The organism is Pseudomonas sp. NFX71 (genome assembly GCF_048079215.1).
Classification (GTDB): Bacteria; Pseudomonadota; Gammaproteobacteria; order Pseudomonadales; family Pseudomonadaceae; genus Aquipseudomonas; species Aquipseudomonas fluorescens_B.
Map to the genome: position 1 here is coordinate 6,358,333 of NZ_CP182230.1, position 18,635 is coordinate 6,376,967.

Annotated in this window: 15 protein-coding genes; 3 read left to right on the plus strand and 12 right to left on the minus strand. The window is 60.8% G+C overall.

All coding sequences use genetic code 11. The features are described from left to right. Positions 1–88 precede the first annotated feature (88 nt). The 6 genes from ACM1ZW_RS29595 to ACM1ZW_RS29620 all read right to left on the minus strand — a co-directional run bounded on the left by ACM1ZW_RS29595 (position 89) and on the right by ACM1ZW_RS29620 (position 9,569). Positions 89–1,291, minus strand: a complete 1,203-nt coding sequence (locus ACM1ZW_RS29595) for an efflux RND transporter periplasmic adaptor subunit (protein ID WP_416739900.1) — start codon at positions 1,289–1,291, stop codon at positions 89–91. A gap of 15 nt (positions 1,292–1,306) precedes the next feature. Further along, complete coding sequence (locus tag ACM1ZW_RS29600; protein ID WP_017339625.1) at positions 1,307–2,776, minus strand: efflux transporter outer membrane subunit; 1,470 nt, start codon at positions 2,774–2,776, stop codon at positions 1,307–1,309. Beyond that, positions 2,773–3,246: a MarR family winged helix-turn-helix transcriptional regulator gene (locus ACM1ZW_RS29605; protein ID WP_017339626.1), complete on the minus strand. Its 474-nt coding sequence runs from the start codon at positions 3,244–3,246 to the stop codon at positions 2,773–2,775. Before ACM1ZW_RS29605 ends, ACM1ZW_RS29600 begins: the two co-directional genes overlap by 4 nt. A 213-nt stretch (positions 3,247–3,459) precedes the next feature. Next, entirely contained in the window at positions 3,460–7,128 is a 3,669-nt protein-coding gene (locus tag ACM1ZW_RS29610) for a translocation/assembly module TamB domain-containing protein (RefSeq protein ID WP_416739901.1), read from the minus strand. Continuing rightward, a complete protein-coding gene (locus tag ACM1ZW_RS29615) occupies positions 7,125–8,852 on the minus strand; it encodes an autotransporter assembly complex protein TamA (protein WP_414880079.1) in 1,728 nt (575 codons plus the stop codon). Before ACM1ZW_RS29615 ends, ACM1ZW_RS29610 begins: the two co-directional genes overlap by 4 nt. A 66-nt stretch (positions 8,853–8,918) precedes the next feature. Next, positions 8,919–9,569, minus strand: a complete 651-nt coding sequence (locus ACM1ZW_RS29620; RefSeq protein ID WP_017339629.1) for a GNAT family N-acetyltransferase — start codon at positions 9,567–9,569, stop codon at positions 8,919–8,921. 331 nt (positions 9,570–9,900) lie between these two features. Here ACM1ZW_RS29620 and xthA point away from each other — a divergent pair, with 331 nt between their 5' ends. Together xthA and ACM1ZW_RS29630 are read left to right on the plus strand one after the other, a co-directional pair. Next, on the plus strand, positions 9,901–10,713 hold the full coding sequence (xthA, locus tag ACM1ZW_RS29625) for an exodeoxyribonuclease III (protein WP_017339630.1): 813 nt from the start codon (positions 9,901–9,903) through the stop codon (positions 10,711–10,713). Positions 10,714–10,941: 228 nt separating this feature from the next. Then, a complete protein-coding gene (locus ACM1ZW_RS29630; RefSeq protein WP_017339631.1) occupies positions 10,942–12,282 on the plus strand; it encodes a substrate-binding domain-containing protein in 1,341 nt (446 codons plus the stop codon). Positions 12,283–12,438: 156 nt separating this feature from the next. Here the strand turns inward: ACM1ZW_RS29630 and ACM1ZW_RS29635 are convergent, their stop codons facing one another. Beyond that, the gene (locus tag ACM1ZW_RS29635; protein ID WP_017339632.1) at positions 12,439–12,957 is read right to left on the minus strand and encodes an ankyrin repeat domain-containing protein; all 519 of its coding nucleotides are present in this window, start codon (positions 12,955–12,957) and stop codon (positions 12,439–12,441) included. Between the two features lie 96 nt (positions 12,958–13,053). Further along, a complete protein-coding gene (locus ACM1ZW_RS29640; protein ID WP_416739902.1) occupies positions 13,054–14,892 on the minus strand; it encodes a long-chain-acyl-CoA synthetase in 1,839 nt (612 codons plus the stop codon). A 332-nt stretch (positions 14,893–15,224) separates the two neighbouring features. On the opposite strand from ACM1ZW_RS29640, the gene ACM1ZW_RS29645 reads away from it, so the two are divergent. Further along, complete coding sequence (locus tag ACM1ZW_RS29645) at positions 15,225–15,503, plus strand: DUF3509 domain-containing protein (RefSeq protein WP_017339634.1); 279 nt, start codon at positions 15,225–15,227, stop codon at positions 15,501–15,503. Positions 15,504–15,604: 101 nt separating this feature from the next. On the opposite strand, the gene mtnC is transcribed toward ACM1ZW_RS29645, so the two are convergent. From mtnC to ACM1ZW_RS29665, 4 genes are read right to left on the minus strand one after another with little or no spacing between them, the layout of a single operon-like run. Further along, positions 15,605–16,288 carry an acireductone synthase gene (mtnC, locus tag ACM1ZW_RS29650; protein WP_416739903.1) on the minus strand — a complete coding sequence of 228 codons (684 nt, stop codon included), beginning with the start codon at positions 16,286–16,288 and terminating at the stop codon, positions 15,605–15,607. Positions 16,289–16,292: 4 nt separating this feature from the next. Next, the gene (locus ACM1ZW_RS29655) at positions 16,293–16,838 is read right to left on the minus strand and encodes a 1,2-dihydroxy-3-keto-5-methylthiopentene dioxygenase (protein WP_017339636.1); all 546 of its coding nucleotides are present in this window, start codon (positions 16,836–16,838) and stop codon (positions 16,293–16,295) included. Positions 16,839–16,858: 20 nt separating this feature from the next. After that, positions 16,859–17,485: a methylthioribulose 1-phosphate dehydratase gene (locus ACM1ZW_RS29660; protein WP_017339637.1), complete on the minus strand. Its 627-nt coding sequence runs from the start codon at positions 17,483–17,485 to the stop codon at positions 16,859–16,861. Then, a complete protein-coding gene (locus ACM1ZW_RS29665) occupies positions 17,482–18,633 on the minus strand; it encodes an MFS transporter (RefSeq protein WP_017339638.1) in 1,152 nt (383 codons plus the stop codon). The genes ACM1ZW_RS29660 and ACM1ZW_RS29665 overlap by 4 nt, the downstream gene beginning before the upstream one ends. Between the last annotated feature and the right edge of the window lie 2 nt (positions 18,634–18,635).

Genomic DNA, 18,635 nt, shown 5'->3' on the forward strand with positions numbered 1-18,635 from the left:
GCTCCCGCCGGGTTGCGAAGCGGCCCCAAAAGCTGTGCGACCGCTTCGCAGCCGAGCGGGAGCAAGCTTCACCCACACAGGTTAGGTGTCAGCGCTGAGCGGTTTTGCTGACCGCCGCGCTGTTGTCGTGGATCAACTGCGTGATCATGGCGTCGGCCTCTGCCAACTGCCGGTCATAGACGTTGGTGCTGAACGAAGCCTTTTGCGGCGGCTGTTGCGCCAGCACCGGACCGCTCTGGTCGCGCAGGTTCACATCGACCTGAGTCGACAGGCCAACGCGCAACGGGTGTTTGGCCAATTCTTCGGCGTTGATGTGAATCCGCACCGGCACACGCTGCACGATCTTGATCCAGTTACCGGTGGCGTTCTGTGCCGGCAGCAGGGCAAACGCGCTGCCGGTGCCGGCGCCGAGGCTGTCGATGGTGCCGCTGAACTTCACGTCGCTGCCGTAGAGGTCGGCCTGGATATCGACCGGCTGGCCGATGCGCATGTCGCGCAGCTGGGTTTCCTTGAAGTTGGCGTCGATCCACAGCTGATCCAGCGGAATCACCGCCATCAGCGCGGTACCCGGCTGGACCCGCTGACCGAGTTGCACAGAGCGCTTGGCGACATAACCGGTCACCGGTGCAATCAAGGTGCTGCGGGAATTGTTCAGGTACGCCTGGCGCAATTGCGCGGCGGCCGACATCACGTCAGGGTGCGACGACACCACGGTGTCATCCACCAGGGCGCTGGTGGTTTTCAGTTGCTGCTTCGCATTGGCCAGGGCGTTTTGTGCCGAGATCAGGTCGTCACGAGCGTGGGACAGTTCTTCCAGGGAAATCGCCCCGCCCGCCGCCAGGTTTTTCCGGCGGTTGAAGTTGTCCTGGGCCTTTTGCACTTCCGCCTGCTGAGCGTTGACCTGGGCTTTCATGCCGTCGACGTTGCTGTACAAACCACGAACCTGACGCACGGTGCGAGCCAGATTGGCCTGGGCACTTTGCAGACCGACCTGTGCGTCGTTCGGGTCGAAGTTGATCAGCACCTGGCCTTCATGGACCAGGTCGCCATCGTCGGCACCAATGCTGACCACGGTGCCGGTGACCAGCGGGGTGATTTCCACCACGTTGCCGTTCACATAGGCGTCGTCAGTGCTCTCGTTCCAGCGCCCGTAGAATTCGTGATAACCCCAGACGCCGACACCGGCGAGGATCACCACGATGGCGAGAACGACCAGCATGACCTTGCGTTTGCGCGGGTTGCTGGTGTCTTGCGCGTTGTCAGGGGTTTGGGTGTTTTCTGCAGTGGCCATGACCATCACCTTGAATTAGTTGTGCTGCGTGGCTGGGGTTGCGTTGGCCGCGGTCAGGGTGTCGCCCTGAAAACCGCCGCCCAGCGCTTGCATCAGTTGGATCGACAGGTCGATCCGCTCCGCATTCAGGTTGGCCAGCTGACGCTGGGCCTGGAGCAACTGCTGCTCGATGCTGAGCACGTCCAGGTAGTTTCCGATGCCGGAACCGTAACGCTGGACCACGGTGTTGTAAGAATCCTGGGCAATGTCGGTGGCGTGCTGCTGAGCGCCGATTTGCCGGCCGATATCGCGTAACTGATTGATGGTGTCGCTGACATCACCCAGCGCTCGCACCAGGCTTTTGTTGTACTGCGCCACCGCGAGGTCGTAATCGGCGTCCCGGGCATCGAGGTCGGCGCGCAAGCGGCCACCGTCGAAAATCGGCACCGAGATCGTCGGCGCGATGTTGAAGAAACGACTGGCCGAACCAAACATCGCATCACCCAACAACGATTCGGCACCGGCCGCGGCGCTCAGGTTGAGATTGGGATAGAACCGGGTTTTTCCGGCATCGATGTTCTTGCTCGCCGCCTCGACGCGCCAACGTGCGGCGACCAGATCCGGACGACGACCGAGCAACTCGGCGGGCAGGACCGATGGCAACGCGACGGCGCTGGCCTGAAGGATCTTCGGCCGGGCGATGTCGTTGCCGCGGTCCGGGCCTTTGCCGAGCAACACCGCCAGGGCGATTTTCGCGCTTTGCAGGCGTTTCTCAGCGTCGATCAGACTGGCTTCGGACGTGGCCTCGAGACTTTCGGTTTGCTGGAACTGATACTGACTGTCGATCCCGGAATTCAGGCGACGCTGGCTCAGATCGAGCATTTGTCTGGTGCGCTTGAGGTCTTCCTGGGCCAGGTCGTGAACGATATGCGCCTGCCCCAGATCGCTATAGGCGCGGGCAACGTCGGCGGACAACGTCAGTTGCGCCGCTTGCTGATCGACTTCGGCAGCGCGAGCCTGGCCCAACGCCGCTTCCCAGGCGTCACGCTGACCGCCCCAAAGGTCGAAGTTGTAATTGAAACTGGCGCCGATATTACGCACGGTGGAGTACGCATCGCCCTCGCCTCGCGGGTCTTGATCCCGCGCCAGACGCGAACGGCTGACGCCGGCGCTCGCATCGAGGGTCGGCATCCGCGCCGCGTCGGCAGCGTACGCAGCAGCGCTGGCCTGATGGGCGCGGGCGTCGGCGATCTGCATGTCCGGACTGTCGTGCAACGCTTCGCGGATCAGACCGTCGAGCTGCGGGTCGCCGAGGCTTTTCCACCAGTCGCTTTTCGGCCAGGCCGCGGGCGACAGGGTCACGCCGCTGAGGGATTGCCCGGCCTTGAGGGTTTTCGCATCGAGGCTTTTGCCTTCGGTGGTCAGGCCGCTGTAGCTGGCGCAACCGGCCAGGGTCATGGCCGCCAGCACCAGGCTCAGGCCGGCACGCAAGGTTTTGCCGCTCATTGGTCACCTACCCGCAGCAGCGTGATCGAGTCACCGGCTGCCACCAGAATTTTCTTCAGGATCTGTTCCAGGGTTTTCAGCTCGTCCGGAGTGATCGCGCCAGCCAGTTCGTTCATGGCGTCGGCACCGATTTCCGGCAGACGGTCGGTCAAGCGTTGGCCTTGCTCAGTTAACACAAGCTGCACCTGACGGCGATCCGCCTCGGAACGCTGGCGGGCGAGGAAGCCTTTCTGTTCCAGACGATCGAGCATGCGGGTCATCGAACCGCTGTCCAGCGACAGGTGACGGCACAGCTCGGCCGGGGTGTCGACACCGAACTGCGCCATGATGATCAGCACTTTGAACTGCGCGGCGGTGATGCCGTGGGGTTCCATGTGCGTGTCGATGATCCGGTCCTTGAGCAGCGCAGCGCGCCCGAGCAAGAGGCCGAGATGACACGTGTGGAATTCGTCCGGGGTGAAATGCTTCATCTGACCACCAATTAGCTGCCTAGGCAGAGAATGTATTTCGAGATGTTACTGCCTAGGCAGCGAATGTCAACGTAATAGTTAGGTTGCTTTGTATTTAGCGGATAAATGGCGGATTGGAAAAACAAAAAGATCGCAGCCTTCGACAGCGCCTACAGGTGTACACAAAACCCTGTAGGAGTTGCCGAAGGCTGCGATCTCTTGATTTTGAGGGGTCTAGAAATCCCGCTTGTAGAAGATATCCAGCGAACTGGCCACGCCACCCGCCGCTTCGAGGTAAACCTTCTTGCTCAGCTTGTAACGCAAGGCAATGGTGTTGGCCGGTTCGAACACACCAACGCCATAACGCAGGCTGAATTTCTCGGAAATATTGCCGCTGGCCACCACGCTCGTCGTATTGCCGCTGCCTTCGGTATCGAGCTGGAAATCCTGAATTCCCAGGTCGCTGGCCAGTTTGCCGGTGACCCCGGAACTGCCCATCAAACCCAGGCCGAGTGCGGCCTGCGCCAGCATGTTGTTGTCTTCACCGGTCGTACTCAGCGGACGCCCCAGCACCAGATACGACAAGGCCTGTTCCTGACTCATCGCCGGTTCGGAGAAAATCTGCGTGGTCGGCTGCTCGGCGCTGCCGCTGAGGCGAATGCCGGCGATGACGTCGTCGGTCTGGCGAATCGCCTCGATGTCCAGATACGGCTGATCGATCGGGCCGGCAAACAGCAAGCGCGCCCGACGCACCGTCAGCCGCTGGCCATAGGCGCGATAACGTCCGTCGTTGAGCCACAGCTCGCCGCGGGTGTCCATGTTGTCGCCGATGTGCACGTGCCCTTGCAGGTTGGCGGTGAGGCCAAATCCGGCGAAGCTCAGTTTGTCCTCGCCGACCGCCACATCGATGTCCATTTTCATCGCCAGTGGCGGTGTGCCCTCTTCGGTTTGCTGACCGATGATCACCGTGTCATCGGAGACCTTGACCGTCGATGGCGGTAGCTCGCGCACGGTGATTTCACCCCGCGGCACCAACACTTTGCCGGCAATGGCCAGCTCGTCGCCCTTCATCGAGATCTTCAGGTCCGGTGCGACTTCGAGCTTGGCGTACGGTTCGACCGTGACCGGCAACTGCGAGCCTTTGAGCGCCAGATCGACCACCAGCGCCTGACCCCAGGCGATACTGCCGGTCAAGCTGCCCTGCCCGCTCTTGCCGCTTTTCCAGCCGCCGTTCAATTGCACCGATTCACCGGCGATCAGCGCTTGAAGCTGCAAGGCTTCAAGGTCCATCGGCAACTCAGGCCCGGAGACTTCACCGTCGCTCAGTAACAGATTGCCGTTTACCAGAGGCGCCATCAGCGTGCCTGCGATCGTGCCGCTGCCATTCAGCCGTCCGGTCAGTTTCTCGACCATCGGCACAAACGGTCGCGCCACGGACAAATCGAGGCCATTGAGACGGAAAGAGCCACTCAGCGGCTTGTTCTTCGGCAGCGGATTGATCTGCGCCTGCACACTCAATTCGCCAAGCTTGCCGCCGACGAAGTTGAGGTCGGTGTCGATGCGTTTGGGCGTGAGTTTGCTGGTGAGTCTCAGGGTCTGGTACGGGAAATCCAGCCACTGATCCTTGTCCTTGATGCGCAAGGTGCCACCGCTGGCGTCGAGGCTGATCTGGCCGTCCGGGCCGCTGGCGGGCAGGTCCAGTTGCAGGTCGGCGTTGAGCCGGCCCTTCCAGGCGAAATCCTTCGGCAACCACTGCGCCAGGCTGTCGATCGGGAATTGCTTGAGGTGATATCGCAGCTTCGGCTCAGGCATCAGGCGCTGATCTTCACCGCACAGACTGGCCGGCCCGGACATCCAGCAATGGGCACCGAAGTTGATTTTGCCGTCCGCCAGCCGTTCAAGTTTCGCCGGACCTTGCAGTTTCCAGTCCTGACCGCCGGCCTGTATATCGCCACTGGCCAGACGTCCGCGCCAGTTGCCTTTGTCCAGATTGCCGTCGAAGCCAAGGGCCAACTTCAGCTGCGGGCCTTGCAGATCGAGCGCCAGTTTCTGATTCTTGATATCGCCCTGACCGCTGGCGGTCAGCGTGCCCAGCGAGGTGTCGCCCGCCTGGATGCCGCTGCCCTTGAGGTCGATTTTCGCCCGTTGCGCGCTGTCGAGGGTGGCGTCAAGGTTCAGGCTTTGCAGGCGATTGTCCTGGAACGCCAGCTGCGTGCCTTGCAGCCCGAGCTTGCCTTGCGGCGCCTTGAGCGTGCCGGCGACATCGACGCGGCCATTGAGCTGACCACGCAATTGCGGCCAGAGCTGGGCCAGGCGCGACAGCTTGATGTCGATCTGTCCGGCGAGCTTCTGTTGCAGGCTGCCCTTGCCGGTGATGCTGTTATCACCCAGACGGATTTTCAGCGCGCTGAGGTTCCATAGCTCACCGGCGCCATCGGCCTTCGCTTGCAGAACGGCCGGTTGGCCACGCAGTTTGCCCTTCAGATCGAGGTCTGCATTCAGGCTGAGCTTTTCATTCTTCATCTCGCCTTTGCTGCGCAACGGTCCGGCCAGGGTGCCCGGCAACTCCGCAACCCAATACGCCGGGTTGATCGCCGAGAGGTCGAGCGCGGTGTCCCAGGCAATGCCATCGGCAAATTGCAGGTTCAGGTGCCCTTCGGCCTTGCCCTGCCCGGCTTCGAGCTGGATTTGTTGCAGGTAGATTTTCGTCAGGTCACCGGCGAACGGGCTGCTCAGGCTGAACGCTCCGGCCGGGCCATCCAGCGCCGCTTTGAAGTTGCCGAGGTAGTTGCCGTCGGTGTAAGAGACCTCACCGTTGAAGCTGCGCAGGGCCACTTCCGGCTCATCGATCAGCGGATAAAGCCGGTGCCAGGGGAAATCCAGCCAGTCGATTTTCGCTGTGGCGTTCAGGCCTTTGCTCCAGTCCACAACGCCAGTGAGCTTGAGGCTTTGCTTGTCGTTGGCGGTCAGGTCCAGCGCGGCGATCTGCGCGCCGTTGGCGTCGACCTTGCCTTGCAGCGACAACGCGACCGGGCCCTGCTCGGCGGGCAGCGAGGCGTTGCCGCGCAACTGGTAGCCGTTTTTCAGGTCACCGTCGCCGGTGAGCTCCACTTGATTGAGTTGCAGCGTGTCCGGCAGATCAGCGCTGGGTTTAAAGCCGTCGGCGGTGATCCGCACCGTAGCCGGCAGATTGTCCACCAGCGGCTGCAACTCGCCGGTCAGTTGGCCGTTCAGGTAACCGCTGCTCTCGGCTTTCAGGTTCAGGGTTTTCAGCAGGTCGCCGTCAACCTTCAGGGCCAGCGCCCAGGGTTCAGGGGCTGGCAGGGTCAGTTTGCCTTCGGCCTTGATTGGCCAGTTGCCGGTGGGCTGCAGCAGGCCGGACAGGTTCAGGCTCAACTCGTCTCGTTGCAGTTGCACGGAGTCGATCTGCAACCCCTGTTCGGTCCAGTGCGCCGCCAGTTGCAGGCCTTTGAGTTCTTCGCTGCCATTGAACAGCAGGCTGCCGATCTGCACATCGCCCAGTTGAATGGCCAATGGCAATTTCAGGTCCGGCAGCGTGATCGGTCCGCTGTTTTCTTCGTCGGGGCCCGGCGGGAATTGCAGGCTGACCTGATCAGCCTTCAGTTGCTCGATGCACAGGGTCATGCGCGTCAGGCACAACGGCGACCAGGCGAAAATCACTTTATCCAGCTCAACCCGACTGGTGTCCTGCTGCCAGACCAGATGGTCGGCGCTCCACTGCCCGCCCAGTCGACCCTGGAAATTCTCGACGGTCAGACCCGGCACAAACCCGAGTGCCCAGCGGCTGCCGGTCGCCGTGCCCAGCACGGTGGTCACGGTCAGCAGTACCAGCATCAGCAGTGCCAGAATCGCCAGCAGCGTTACTTTCAAACCACGCTTCACAGCTCAGGCCCCATGGAAAAGTGCAGTCGAATACCGCCGTCGTCGTCCATCGCGTGGGCCAGGTCGAGGCGAATCGGCCCCACCGGTGATACCCAGCGCACGCCGATACCGACGCCGGTCTTGAGGTCGGGCAGTTCGAGTTTGTTGAAGGAGTTGCCCTGATCAATAAAGGTCGCAACCCGCCATTTTTCGGCGATGGAATATTGATACTCGACGCTGCCGGCAATCATGTAGCGGCCACCGATGCGGTCGCCGTCGGAGTTTTCCGGGGACAGGCTCTGGTAGTCGTACCCGCGCACGCTCTGATCGCCACCGGCAAAGAAGCGTAGCGACGGCGGCACCGATTTGTAGCCGTTGGTGGCACTGCCGCCCACCTGCACCCGACCGAGAAAACGGTGTTTATCGAACACCGTGGTCAAGCCTTTCACCAGCGCCGTGCCGTACAGCAGGTTGGTGTCTGAAGCCAATCCTTCCTTGGCCACTTTGGTTTCAAATTGCAGGCGATAGCCGTTGTGCGGATCGATGCGGTTGTCGCTTTTCAGGTACGAATAGCTGACGCCGGGCATCAGCAAGGTGCTCAGCCCCGAATCGTCGCCGAGCCGATACTCTTCGCGCTGCCATTTCAGCGACACCACCCGCTGCCAGCCGCTGGGCAACTTGCTGTGCCACTCGGGACCGAGGGTCAGCAACTTGCTCAGGCTGTCCTTGTCGGCAATTTCTTCACTTTGATAACCACCGGCGAAGCGCAGTTTGTCGGTCAGCGGCGGGTCGAGTGGAATGTCGTAGAACAGCCCGACGTTTTGGCGTGGCGCCGAGACTTCGGTTTCCCAGCCATAGCTGTGCCCTTGCGGGTTGACCCAGTGTCGGGTCCAGTTGGCCTTGACCCGTGGGCCGACGTCGGTGGAAAAACCCAGGCCGAGGCCCATTGTTCGTGGCTTGCGGGTTTCGAGTTTGACGTCCACCGGGATCACGTCGTTCCTGGACGCCGTGGGCGCGGCATCGACGCGCACGCCTTCGAAATAGCCGCTCGATTGCAGATTCTGGTTCAGTTCGGCGATCAGTTCGGAGTCATACGGCGCTCCCGCCTTGAACGGCACCATGCGTTGCAGCAGTTCTTCGTCGAACGGCGTATCCCCCTCGAAACTGACTTTGCCGAGGGCATAACGTGGGCCGCTTTCGTAGATCAGTTCGATGTCGGCAACGCCCGCTCGCGGGTCGACCGACAGCTTCTGCCGAGTGAAGTAGCCACTGAAAAAACCGAAACGCGAAGCCTGGTTCTGGATCAGCCGCTTGGCGTCTTCGTAGCGGCCATGATTGAGCACCGCACCGGTTTTCAGCGCGTCGCTTTTCGGTACACGAAAGGATTTGAGGGAAGCGGCAGGGCCGTCGATGCGAATAGTGACATTGCGCAAATGCACCGGCTCGCCCGGATCGACATTCATGACCAGGCGCGGCGTGTTGCCGCCCTTCACGTCCGTGTCGATTTGCGGCTGGTAATAACCCAGGGCCTGGGCAGCCTTGCGCGCCTGCTCTTCGGCGCCACGACTGAAGCGCAACAAGGCTTCTTCGTCACGATCGCCGAGGCTGCCGATATAGCCTTCTATATTGGCCTTCAGTTCGTCGTTGGACGGTTTGATCCGCACATCCAATTCACTTTGCGCCAGCGCCGCGCAGCTGGTGATCAGCATCAGCACGCCACTGGTAATTCTTCCTGGAAACTTCATAGGCGCGGATGCTATCACGAGCTTGGGAGCGTGATAGAGCCTCGTGTCCCGCGAAAGTTCTACCGTTTATGCCGAAGCGGTTTGCAACACTTGCGGATTGGCATGGAAAAACACATGTTCGCGGACCGGTCCTACGGCGACCTCGCCGATTTCTTCATAACCCTGACGCTTGTAGAACTCCAGATAACGCGGATTCCCGGTATCGAGCACCACACCTTCGGAGTGTTCATCGACCGCGCACCAGTTGTGCACCGCCTGCAACAGCTGCTCGCCGAAGTGCTTGCCCTGGAATTGCGGATGAATCCCCAGCAACGGCAGCAAGTGCACCGAGTCGGACGGCACGCACGCCATCACTGCATCGTGGTACTCGAGGTAGCGGCGCGTGCAGCGAAACCCGGTGCTGAGCACCATCCGCAGGCGCCACGCCCAGCTTTCGGTAATGCCCAGGCGACGTTGCGGCGGCGCGATCAGGGCAATGCCGATCAAGCGATCGTTGACCAGCAGGCCGATGGCCGGCAAATCCTGAAGAAAGTGCTGTTTGACCAGTTCGCGCACGGTGGCGCGGACCCGCTGTTCATAACCGGGGCGCTCGGCTTCGAAGAGGTAGCCGTAGGTCGGTTCGTGGCGGTAGGCCTGATAGAGCAGGGAGCGGGCTTCGCGGGAGTAGCCGCTGTCGAGCATGTGGATATCGGCGATGGCGGTCGAGGTTTCGGGCATAGCGGTAGATCTCCCCGGCACAGCTCGGGTGGCTGCGCTCTTATTGGTACGAGTTTGTCTGCGCCCATACAGTTCCTTGCTGATCTGGAATCAGTGCGGGTGCATAAGTCGTCATCGCGAGCAGGCTCGCTCCCACAAGGTATAGACCAGTCTCGATAATCGGGAGGTGACACCGATCAATGTGAGAGCAGCGCTGCGACGATTCGACTTGCTCGCGAAGAGGCCAGTACTGCCAATAAAGATCTGACAGAACACAGTAATTCGCCCCACCCCACCCTAGCCCCAATCCCACAGGTCAGCTAGCATCGCCCTTTTGCCAGGACTGCCGACCATGAAGATCGTCTCCTTCAACATCAACGGGCTGCGCGCTCGCCCCCATCAGCTGGCGGCGCTGATCGAAAAGCATCAACCCGACGTGATCGGCCTGCAGGAAACCAAAGTCCATGACGACCAGTTCCCGCTGGCCGAGGTTCAGGCGCTGGGCTATCACGTGTATTTCCATGGGCAAAAGGGTCACTACGGCGTCGCCCTGCTCTCGCGCCAGGAACCGCTGGCGCTGCACAAAGGTTTCGTCACCGATGAAGAAGACGCTCAGCGCCGCTTTATCTGGGGCACTTTCGCCGATGCCAATGGCGTGCCGGTGACCATCATGAACGGCTATTTCCCACAGGGCGAAAGCCGCGACCATCCGACCAAATTCCCGGCCAAGGAGCGTTTCTACAACGATCTGCAGCACTTGCTGGAAAGCCAGTTCCACAACGAACAGCCGCTGGTGGTGATGGGCGATGTGAACATTTCCCCGGAAGATTGCGACATCGGCATCGGCCCGGACAACATGAAACGCTGGCTGAAAACCGGTAAATGCAGCTTCCTGCCGGAAGAGCGCGAGTGGATGGCCCGACTGAAGAACTGGGGCCTGGTGGACAGCTTCCGTCACCTGAACCCGGACGTGTCCGACCGTTTCAGCTGGTTCGACTACCGCAGCCGCGGCTTTGAAGATGAACCCAAGCGCGGGCTGCGGATTGACGTGATCATGGCGTCCCACGGGTTGTTGCCGCGGGTGAAGGATGCCGGCGTGGATTACGAACTGCGCGGCATGGAAAAGCCTTCGGATCATGCGCCGATCTGGCTTGAGTTGAGCTGATCCGCCGAGCATTAGCGACAAACTACTATGGGAGCGCGCCCTTTGTGGCGAGGGAGCTTGCTCCCGCTGGACTGCGCAGCAGGCCCATTTTTCAGGGTCGCTTCGCAACCCAGCGGGAGCAAGCTCCCTCGCCACAAAGGCTCGCTCCCTTACTTAGTAACTGTCATCTTTCGGAAACCTTACTGACTTAATCTCCCGGCACTTTCTTTGTTCTTTAAAGGTACCGGCATGACGCTGCGCGTTCTATTCCTGTCAATGCTGTGCGCCGGGCTGCCAGTCACCGCGTCGGCCGGTGACTTGCCGACGCCCAAACAGGGCCCGGTTTTGCGCATCCAGGGTTCCAACACCATTGGCGCGGCATTGGGCCCGGCGCTGGTCGAGGGTTTGATGCGCGAGCAAGGCTTGCTCAAAGTCCACAGCGAAGCCCCGGACACCGCCAACGAGCTGCGTGTCGTCGGCGAAACCGCGCAGGGCCGCCGGGTCGAGGTGGAAGTCGCGGCCCACGGCTCAACCACCGGCTTCACCGCCCTGAAAAATGCCACTGCGGACCTGGCCGCCTCTTCGCGCCCGATCAAGGACAGCGAACTGCTGGCCCTGCAATCCCTCGGTGATCTGAAAAGTCCCGGCGCCGAGCAGGTCATCGCCATCGACGGCCTGGCAATCATCCTTCATCCGCAAAACCCGCTGAATCAACTCAACACCGAGCAACTGGCGCGCATCTTCAGCGGCGAAGCCCGCACTTGGGAAGAACTCGGAGGCATTGGCGGGCCGATTCACCTGTACGCGCGGGATGACCAATCGGGTACTTACGACACCTTCAAGGAAGTGGTGCTCAGCCGTCGTGGGAAAACGCTGAACAGCGCAGCGAAACGTTACGAATCCAGCGAGCAATTGTCCGACGCGGTCAGCCTCGACCCGCAAGGCATTGGCTTCATCGGCCTGCCGTACGTGCGTCAAGCCAAAGCCGTAGCAATTGTCGATGGCCAATCCCAGGCCATGATGCCGCTCAACAGCCTGATTGCCACCGAAGACTATCCGCTGTCACGCCGGCTGTTCTTTTACCTGCCGCCCAATAGCAAAAATCCCTGGGCCGAAGCCTTGGTGGCGTTCACCCAAAGCAGCAAAGGCCAGGCCATCGTCGCGGCCAACGGGTTTATTGCCCAGACCGTCCAGGCCATGGCCGTCACGCCGAATGCGCTGATGCCCGAGGGTTATCAGGCACTCAGCCGCCACGCCCAGCGCCTGACGGTGAATTTCCGCTTTGAGGAAGGCAGCGCGACGCTGGATAACAAGGCCCGGCAGGACCTGACGCGGGTGCTCGATTACATCCGGCAGAACCAGAAGACCAACCGGCAGGTGACACTGGTGGGGTTTGGCGATGCCAAAAGCGATCCGGCGCGGGCCGACCTGCTGTCGAAACTGCGGGCCATGGCGGTGCGGCGGGAACTGGTGAAAAGCGGCGTGGTGTTTCGCGAGATTCGCGGCTTTGGCGCCGAGATGCCAGTGGCGGCCAACAGTGCGGATGAAGGGCGGATCAAGAATCGGCGGGTTGAGGTTTGGGTGTACTGACTCAAAGAGACTTTGAATGTGTAACAAACCCTGTGGCGAGCGAGCTTGCTCGCGCCGGGCTGCGTAGCAGCCCCAAAAACCTTAAGTTCATGCAGATTTTTGTGAATGCTGCGCACTCAAGCGGGAGCAAGCTCCCTCGCCACAGGTTTTCGCCAATCAGCCGAGCAATTTCTCAAGCTGCGCCGTGGTATCCACCGCGCCCAGCGTTTTAGCGGCATCCAGCGCGGACACGCCATTGGCATCCTTGGCTTTCGGATCGGCGCCTTTGCTGATCAGGTAATCAACGATTTCCACGCGGTTGAACATCGCCGCCATCATCAACGCCGTGCGACCGTCAAACGACGAGCCTTCCACTTGCGCGCCACCTTCGACCAGCGCCTTGACCACGGCCAGGTCACCCTTGAACGCCGCCCCGGCAATCGGGCTCTGGCCGTTGTCGTTGCGGATCTCCGGGTCAGCCTTGTGCTCGAGCAGGACCTTCACGGTTTCCACATGGCCGTGGTAGGCGGCCAGCATCAGCAAGGTGTCGCCCTTGTGGTTGCGCAGGTTCGGCGGCAGGCCTTTGGTCAGCAGCGCAGCCATCATGGCCGCATCGCCCTCGCGCGCCTTGTTGAAGACCTGTTCGGCAAACTCGGCAGCTTCTTCGGGGGTCATCTGGCGGCTTTGATCGGACATTGGAGACTCCACTTACAGTTATTCGCAAAGCCGACAGTTTCCCGAGCGGCCCCGACACTGTCACTTCTTTTTTCTCAAGTCGCGCCATAGCCACATTCAATAGCGGTACTTGCCACCGTGAATGTCCGCCAGCAATTGTTCAGTGACCTGCACATAAGTCTCGGTCCCCGGCAACCAGGCGTAGATCGGATCATCCCCGGTTTTGCCTGGGTCGAAGGCTTCGTCCTTGAGCCGGGTCTTCTGGTATTTGAAGGTGCCGGTGGTCTCCATTTTCACTTTCACCCGCAGAAACAACGGCACCGCATACGCCGGCATGTGCTCGCGGGCGAAGGCCAGCAGTTCGCTGAAATCCAGGGTCGCCAGGGATTCGGCCGGCGTGATCGCCGCCATCCCGGCGCGCCCGTTGGTGTTGCGCACTTCCACGCCATAGGCCACGGCTTCGGAAATGTTCGGGTGCTGCAGCAAGATGTTCTCGACCTCGGTGGTCGAGACGTTTTCGCCTTTCCAGCGGTAGGTGTCACCGAGGCGATCGACGAATTGCGCGTGACCAAACCCGATATTGCGCAGCAGGTCGCCGGTGTTGAAGTAACGGTCACCCTTTTCGAATACGTCGTGGAGCACGACTTTTTCGGTCTTCTGTGGATCGGTGTAGCCGTCCAGGGGCGCCTTTTCATCGATCTTCGCCAGCAACAGCCCCTGCTCGCCCTTGGCCACCTTGCGCATGAAACCCGAGGCATCCCGCGTCGGCGCGCCGCTGTCGTGGTCGTAGGCTGCCAGTTCCCAGGACATCAGGGAAAAACCGACGGTGTTGTCGAAGTTGAGAATGTTGGTGAACCCGATATTGCCGTCGCTGGCGGCGTACAACTCGCAGATGTGGTTCACGCCAAAGCGCGTCTTGAATTCGCGCCACGCACCGGGGCGCAGGCCGTTGCCGATCATTTTCGTCACGCTGTGCTGGCTGTCGTCGGCACTCGGTGGTTGATCGACGAGGTAGCGGCACAATTCACCGACGTAACCGAGGGTGGTCGCCCGGTAGTTGCGCACATCGCTCCAGAACTGGCTGGCGCTGAACTTGCGGCGAATGGCAAACCCCGACGCCCCGCTGATGGCCGAGCCCCAGCACACGCATAGCCCCGTGGCGTGATAGAGCGGCAACGTGCAATAGACGATGTCTTCGGGGCGCATGTCCAGCGCGATCAAGCCAAAGCTCGCGGAGCTGCGCATCCAGCGGCCATGCTTGAACACGCCGGCCTTGGGCAATCCGGTGGTGCCCGAGGTGTAGATGTAGAAGCACGGGTCATCGAGAAAAACCTGCTGGCTGCTGGCAGGGTTGTCGCAGGGGCTGTCCGCCGTCGCCGACATCAGGTTGATGAAACCGTCGGGCGCAATGCCCGGTTGGTTGTAAGTGTCTCGGTCGGCGACAAACCAGGTCCGCGCCGCGTCGATCGAAACCCGCTCGCGCACCGCGCAAAACGCCGGCACCAACTCCTCACCGACAATGATCGCCGCAGGCGCCACCAGGTTCAGGCTATGGGCCAGGGTATCGCGCGTCTGCGAGGTGTTGAGCAAGGCGCTGATCGCGCCGACCTTGGCCACCGCCAGGATCGTCACCAGCAATTCCGGGCGGTTCTCGATGAAGACCGCCACCACGTCGCCCTTGCTGATGCCTTGGGCGATCAAGTGATGGGCAATGCGGTTGGCCCACTGATTGACTTGTGAATAGCTGAGTTTCACGGCGCCCTGCAGCAATGCGGCGCCCTCGGGATTGCGCAGCGTTGCCTGCTCGAAGCTCCAGCCCAGGCCACACGGTTGGGTCGGGTCCTTGACGTTGGCGGCCTTCATGCCCTTCACCACCCGCGGGATGGCTTTGGCGATCGCAGGCAGCTTGCGGAGCATCATGCCCCAGGTGATCGTGTCGTTCGTCGTGCGGCTCATGGTGGTTCCCGTGCGATTTTTTATTGTCGGGCGACGGTGATTGAGCCCGAAAATACGTCAACGGTTCTTGAGCTGTACACGCGGTTTTTGAAATGTTTTGTATCCGCGCCGGCATCGTGATCGCCCATGCCTCGATTGGTTCAATGGAATCGTCGGCAACCTCGCAAAATGCAGGATGCACGATGGCCATTCATGCAGATTGCACGAAAACAAAAAATGGGCATAAATTTAACTATTTGATTTATAACGATTTTTAAAAATTCAGGTGCTGGCACAATCACTGCAACTACCTCTGCATGCTTGCCATTCAAGAGCTTACGGAGCTGATAGACATGAACCTGATCCAAGAAAAATTTTCGTCCCTGTTCTCCAACTTCGAAGTCACCACCCAGCCTCGTCCGGACGGCGGCATTCTGCTGACCTTGCGCAGCACCGAAGGCAAAGTATTCAAACGTTCCATTTCCTACCAGCAATTGCATGCCGGTGATCAGCTGTCGTGGGTGATCAGCGCCATCCGCCGCGACCTGGCTGAACAGGCCAGCGAACTGCCGCAGATTTCCATGCTGCAGAGCCAGCAGCGGTTTGCATTGCCGACTTATCATTCGGCATAAACGCGCGCTCGCTGTAAACAAACAGGCCGTGACAGCTTTCGCTGCACGGCCTGAGTTGTTTCTGGAACTACAGCATTCCCCTGTGGGAGGTGTTCCGACAGTTAAAACGTGGAGGGATCGATTTTGGCGAAGCTGTCCACGGTCACGTGCCCCGCCAACTCCCCGCCTTCACGGGCCAGCCCACACGTCGCCATACCCGCCGCCCGCGCCGCGTCCAGCTCTTCGACGATATCGGACAGAAACAGAATCTGCGTCGCGTCAAAGCCAATCGCCTGGGTAATGCGCTGGTAAGACTGCGCCTCACGCTTGGGCCCCGACGTCGTGTCGAAATAACCGCTGAACAGTGGCGACAAGTCCCCCGCCTCCGAGCAGCCGAAAATCAGTTTCTGCGCCTGAATCGAACCGGAGGAATAAACAAACAGTTGGAAACCTTCCTGATGCCAGCGCTTCAGCGCCTCGACGGCGTCCGGGTATACGTGGCCTTTCAACTGCCCGGCCTGATATCCCTGCGCCCAGACCATGCCCTGCAACGCCTTGAGCGGCGTGGCTTTGCGGTCTTCGGCGATCCAGCCCAGGAGGATCTCGATAACGCGCTCAACGTCCGCGTCCGGCTCATTGTTGACCCGGCGAACGGCGGCCAGTTGCTCGGCCACATCGGCGCGCGTGGCGTGCTGGCGAACAAAGTCCGGCAGGTGTCTGGCGGCATACGGGAACAGCACGTCGAACACAAAACTCACCGCGCTGGTGGTGCCTTCGATGTCGGTGAGAATCGCTTTGATCGGCATCGACTCAGTCCTCAAGACGCGGGAAGCGGTTGGCGATGTCTTCGCCGGTGAAATTGGCCACCCAGCCTTCGGGATTGTTGAACAGACGAATGGCGACGAAATGCGGATGCTCGCCCATGTCGAACCAGTGCGGCGTGCCGGCCGGCACCGAGATCAGGTCGTTCTTCTCGCACAGCACGGCGTAAACGTAATCGTCGATGTGCAGGGTGAACAAGCCACGGCCGGCGACGAAAAATCTTACTTCGTCTTCACCATGGCGGTGTTCGTCGAGAAACTTGGCGCGCAACTCGGCTTTTTGCGGGTGGTCGCTGTTCAGGCTGATCACATCGACGGTGATGTAGCCGCGTTCGGTCATGAGTTTGTCGATTTGCTCCTGATACGCGGCGATCACCTCTTCCTGGCTGGCGCCGGGCTGGATTTTCGCCGCCGCTTGCCAACGGTCGAAGCGCACGCCCTGCTCGGCCAGGGTCGAGGCGATGTCTTCGAAATGGGTCAGCACCTTGTTCGGGATGTCAGGGCTTGAGACGTGGTAGACGGACAGGCTGCTCATCAGGGCAACTCCTTAACGGTTCATGCTTTGCGGTTTAAAACCGAGCGGGTCTTCAACTCGCACTCGAACAAAAATTCAAAGGCTTCGATCTGCCGCAGCGCATCGCTCATGCGCGCACCCCAGGTGTAGAGGCCATGACCGCGGATCAGATAGCCGACGCAATCGGGATGGGCTTCCAGCCAAGGCTGCACCTCGGCGGCGAGCCGCGCAATATCCTGATCGTTGTCGAAAATCGGCACGCGCACCCGGGATTCGTGGGTGGATACGCCGCTGAAGGCTTTTTGCAGTTCGTAGTCTTCGAACTCGATGAAATCTTCAGGCGTCAGGCGCGACAGCACCGTGGCGTTCACCGAATGGGTGTGCAGCACCGCACCGATTTCCGGGCGCCAGTTGTAGAGCTGGGTGTGCAGCAAGGTTTCGGCGGACGGTTTCTTGCCCGGCTCCAGGCTGTTGCCGGACAGATCCGTGGCCAGCACATCATCAAGGCCCAACTGACCTTTGTGCTTGCCGGATACGGTCAGCAAGGCTTCGGTGGGCGACAGCCGGGTCGAATAGTTGCTGCTGGTGGCCGGCGACCAGCCGCGGCCATACAGAAAACGCCCGGCGTCGATGATTTCCTGGGCGAGGTGTTCACGGGTAAGGCTCATGGCCTGTCCTCTTGCATACGTGTGGCAATGATAACGGCAGCGGCGAAGGCTGCGAGACTGGCAATACTAAAGGTGAACGTGGCCCCGAGGGCATTCCAGCTGTAGCCGGAGTACAACGCGCCCAGTGCGCCGCCGGTGCCGGCCAGCGCGGCATACAACGCCTGGCCCTGCCCTTGCTGGCGCGCACCGAAGCTACGTTGCACGAACTGGATGGCAGCGGCGTGAAAGCTGCCGAATGTGGCGGCGTGCAGCACTTGGGCAAACAGCAGCACCCAGACAAATTCAGCGAACGAACCCAGCAACAGCCAACGCAGGGCCGCCAGCAGAAAACTCGCCAGCAATACGCGGCGCACCGAGAAGCGCGCAAGGATCTTGCTCATGGCCAGGAACATCAAGACTTCGGCGACTACGCCGAGCGCCCAGAGCATGCCGATCAGGCCACGGCTGTAACCCAATCGCTCAAGGTGCAAGGTCAGAAAGGTGTAATACGGGCCGTGGCTCATCTGCATCAGCGCCACGCAACCGTAGAATGCCAACACCCCGGGATGGCGCAATTGCTTGAGAAAGCCGTCACCGGCAATCCGTTCGCCCTGAACGGGCTGGGCGTTCGGCACCCACAGGCTGCTGACCACGATCCCCGCCATGATCAGCACCAGCGCCACCGGGTAAATGTCGAGGCTGAGCCACTCGAACAAACGGCCCAGCGCCACCACGGTGATGATGAAACCGATGGAGCCCCACAACCGAATCTGGCTGTAGCGCTGCGTCTGGCCCTTCAAATGCGCGAGGGTGATGACTTCGAACTGCGGCAACACGGCGTGCCAGAAAAATGCATGTAACGCCATGACCATCGCCAGCCAGGCGTAGGACTTGCTGACGAAAATCAGCGAAAACGTCAGCAACGTGCAGACCGCGCCGAAACGCACGATGGCCAGGCGCCGGCCGGTGTAGTCACCGAGCCAGCCCCAGATGTTCGGCGCGACGCAACGCATCAGCATCGGGATCGCCACCAGCTCGCCGATGCGTGCGCTGGAAAAACCCAGGTGATCGAAGTACAGCGCCAGAAACGGCGCTGTCGAACCGAGCAAGGCGAAATAGAACAGATAGAAACTGGAGAGCCGCCAGTACGGCAGCGCCGCCACGGTCATCA

Coding starts and splice junctions, on each gene's coding strand:
- mtnC (WP_416739903.1), bottom strand. CDS start 16,288: ATGCCGATCAAAGCGATTCTCACCGACATCGAAGGCACCACCAGCGCG.
- ACM1ZW_RS29660 (WP_017339637.1), bottom strand. CDS start 17,485: ATGAGCCTTACCCGTGAACACCTCGCCCAGGAAATCATCGACGCCGGG.
- ACM1ZW_RS29630 (WP_017339631.1), top strand. CDS start 10,942: ATGACGCTGCGCGTTCTATTCCTGTCAATGCTGTGCGCCGGGCTGCCA.
- ACM1ZW_RS29595 (WP_416739900.1), bottom strand. CDS start 1,291: ATGGCCACTGCAGAAAACACCCAAACCCCTGACAACGCGCAAGACACC.
- ACM1ZW_RS29600 (WP_017339625.1), bottom strand. CDS start 2,776: ATGAGCGGCAAAACCTTGCGTGCCGGCCTGAGCCTGGTGCTGGCGGCC.
- xthA (WP_017339630.1), top strand. CDS start 9,901: ATGAAGATCGTCTCCTTCAACATCAACGGGCTGCGCGCTCGCCCCCAT.
- ACM1ZW_RS29640 (WP_416739902.1), bottom strand. CDS start 14,892: ATGAGCCGCACGACGAACGACACGATCACCTGGGGCATGATGCTCCGC.
- ACM1ZW_RS29615 (WP_414880079.1), bottom strand. CDS start 8,852: ATGAAGTTTCCAGGAAGAATTACCAGTGGCGTGCTGATGCTGATCACC.
- ACM1ZW_RS29645 (WP_017339634.1), top strand. CDS start 15,225: ATGAACCTGATCCAAGAAAAATTTTCGTCCCTGTTCTCCAACTTCGAA.
- ACM1ZW_RS29635 (WP_017339632.1), bottom strand. CDS start 12,957: ATGTCCGATCAAAGCCGCCAGATGACCCCCGAAGAAGCTGCCGAGTTT.
- ACM1ZW_RS29665 (WP_017339638.1), bottom strand. CDS start 18,633: ATGACCGTGGCGGCGCTGCCGTACTGGCGGCTCTCCAGTTTCTATCTG.
- ACM1ZW_RS29605 (WP_017339626.1), bottom strand. CDS start 3,246: ATGAAGCATTTCACCCCGGACGAATTCCACACGTGTCATCTCGGCCTC.
- ACM1ZW_RS29655 (WP_017339636.1), bottom strand. CDS start 16,838: ATGAGCAGCCTGTCCGTCTACCACGTCTCAAGCCCTGACATCCCGAAC.
- ACM1ZW_RS29620 (WP_017339629.1), bottom strand. CDS start 9,569: ATGCCCGAAACCTCGACCGCCATCGCCGATATCCACATGCTCGACAGC.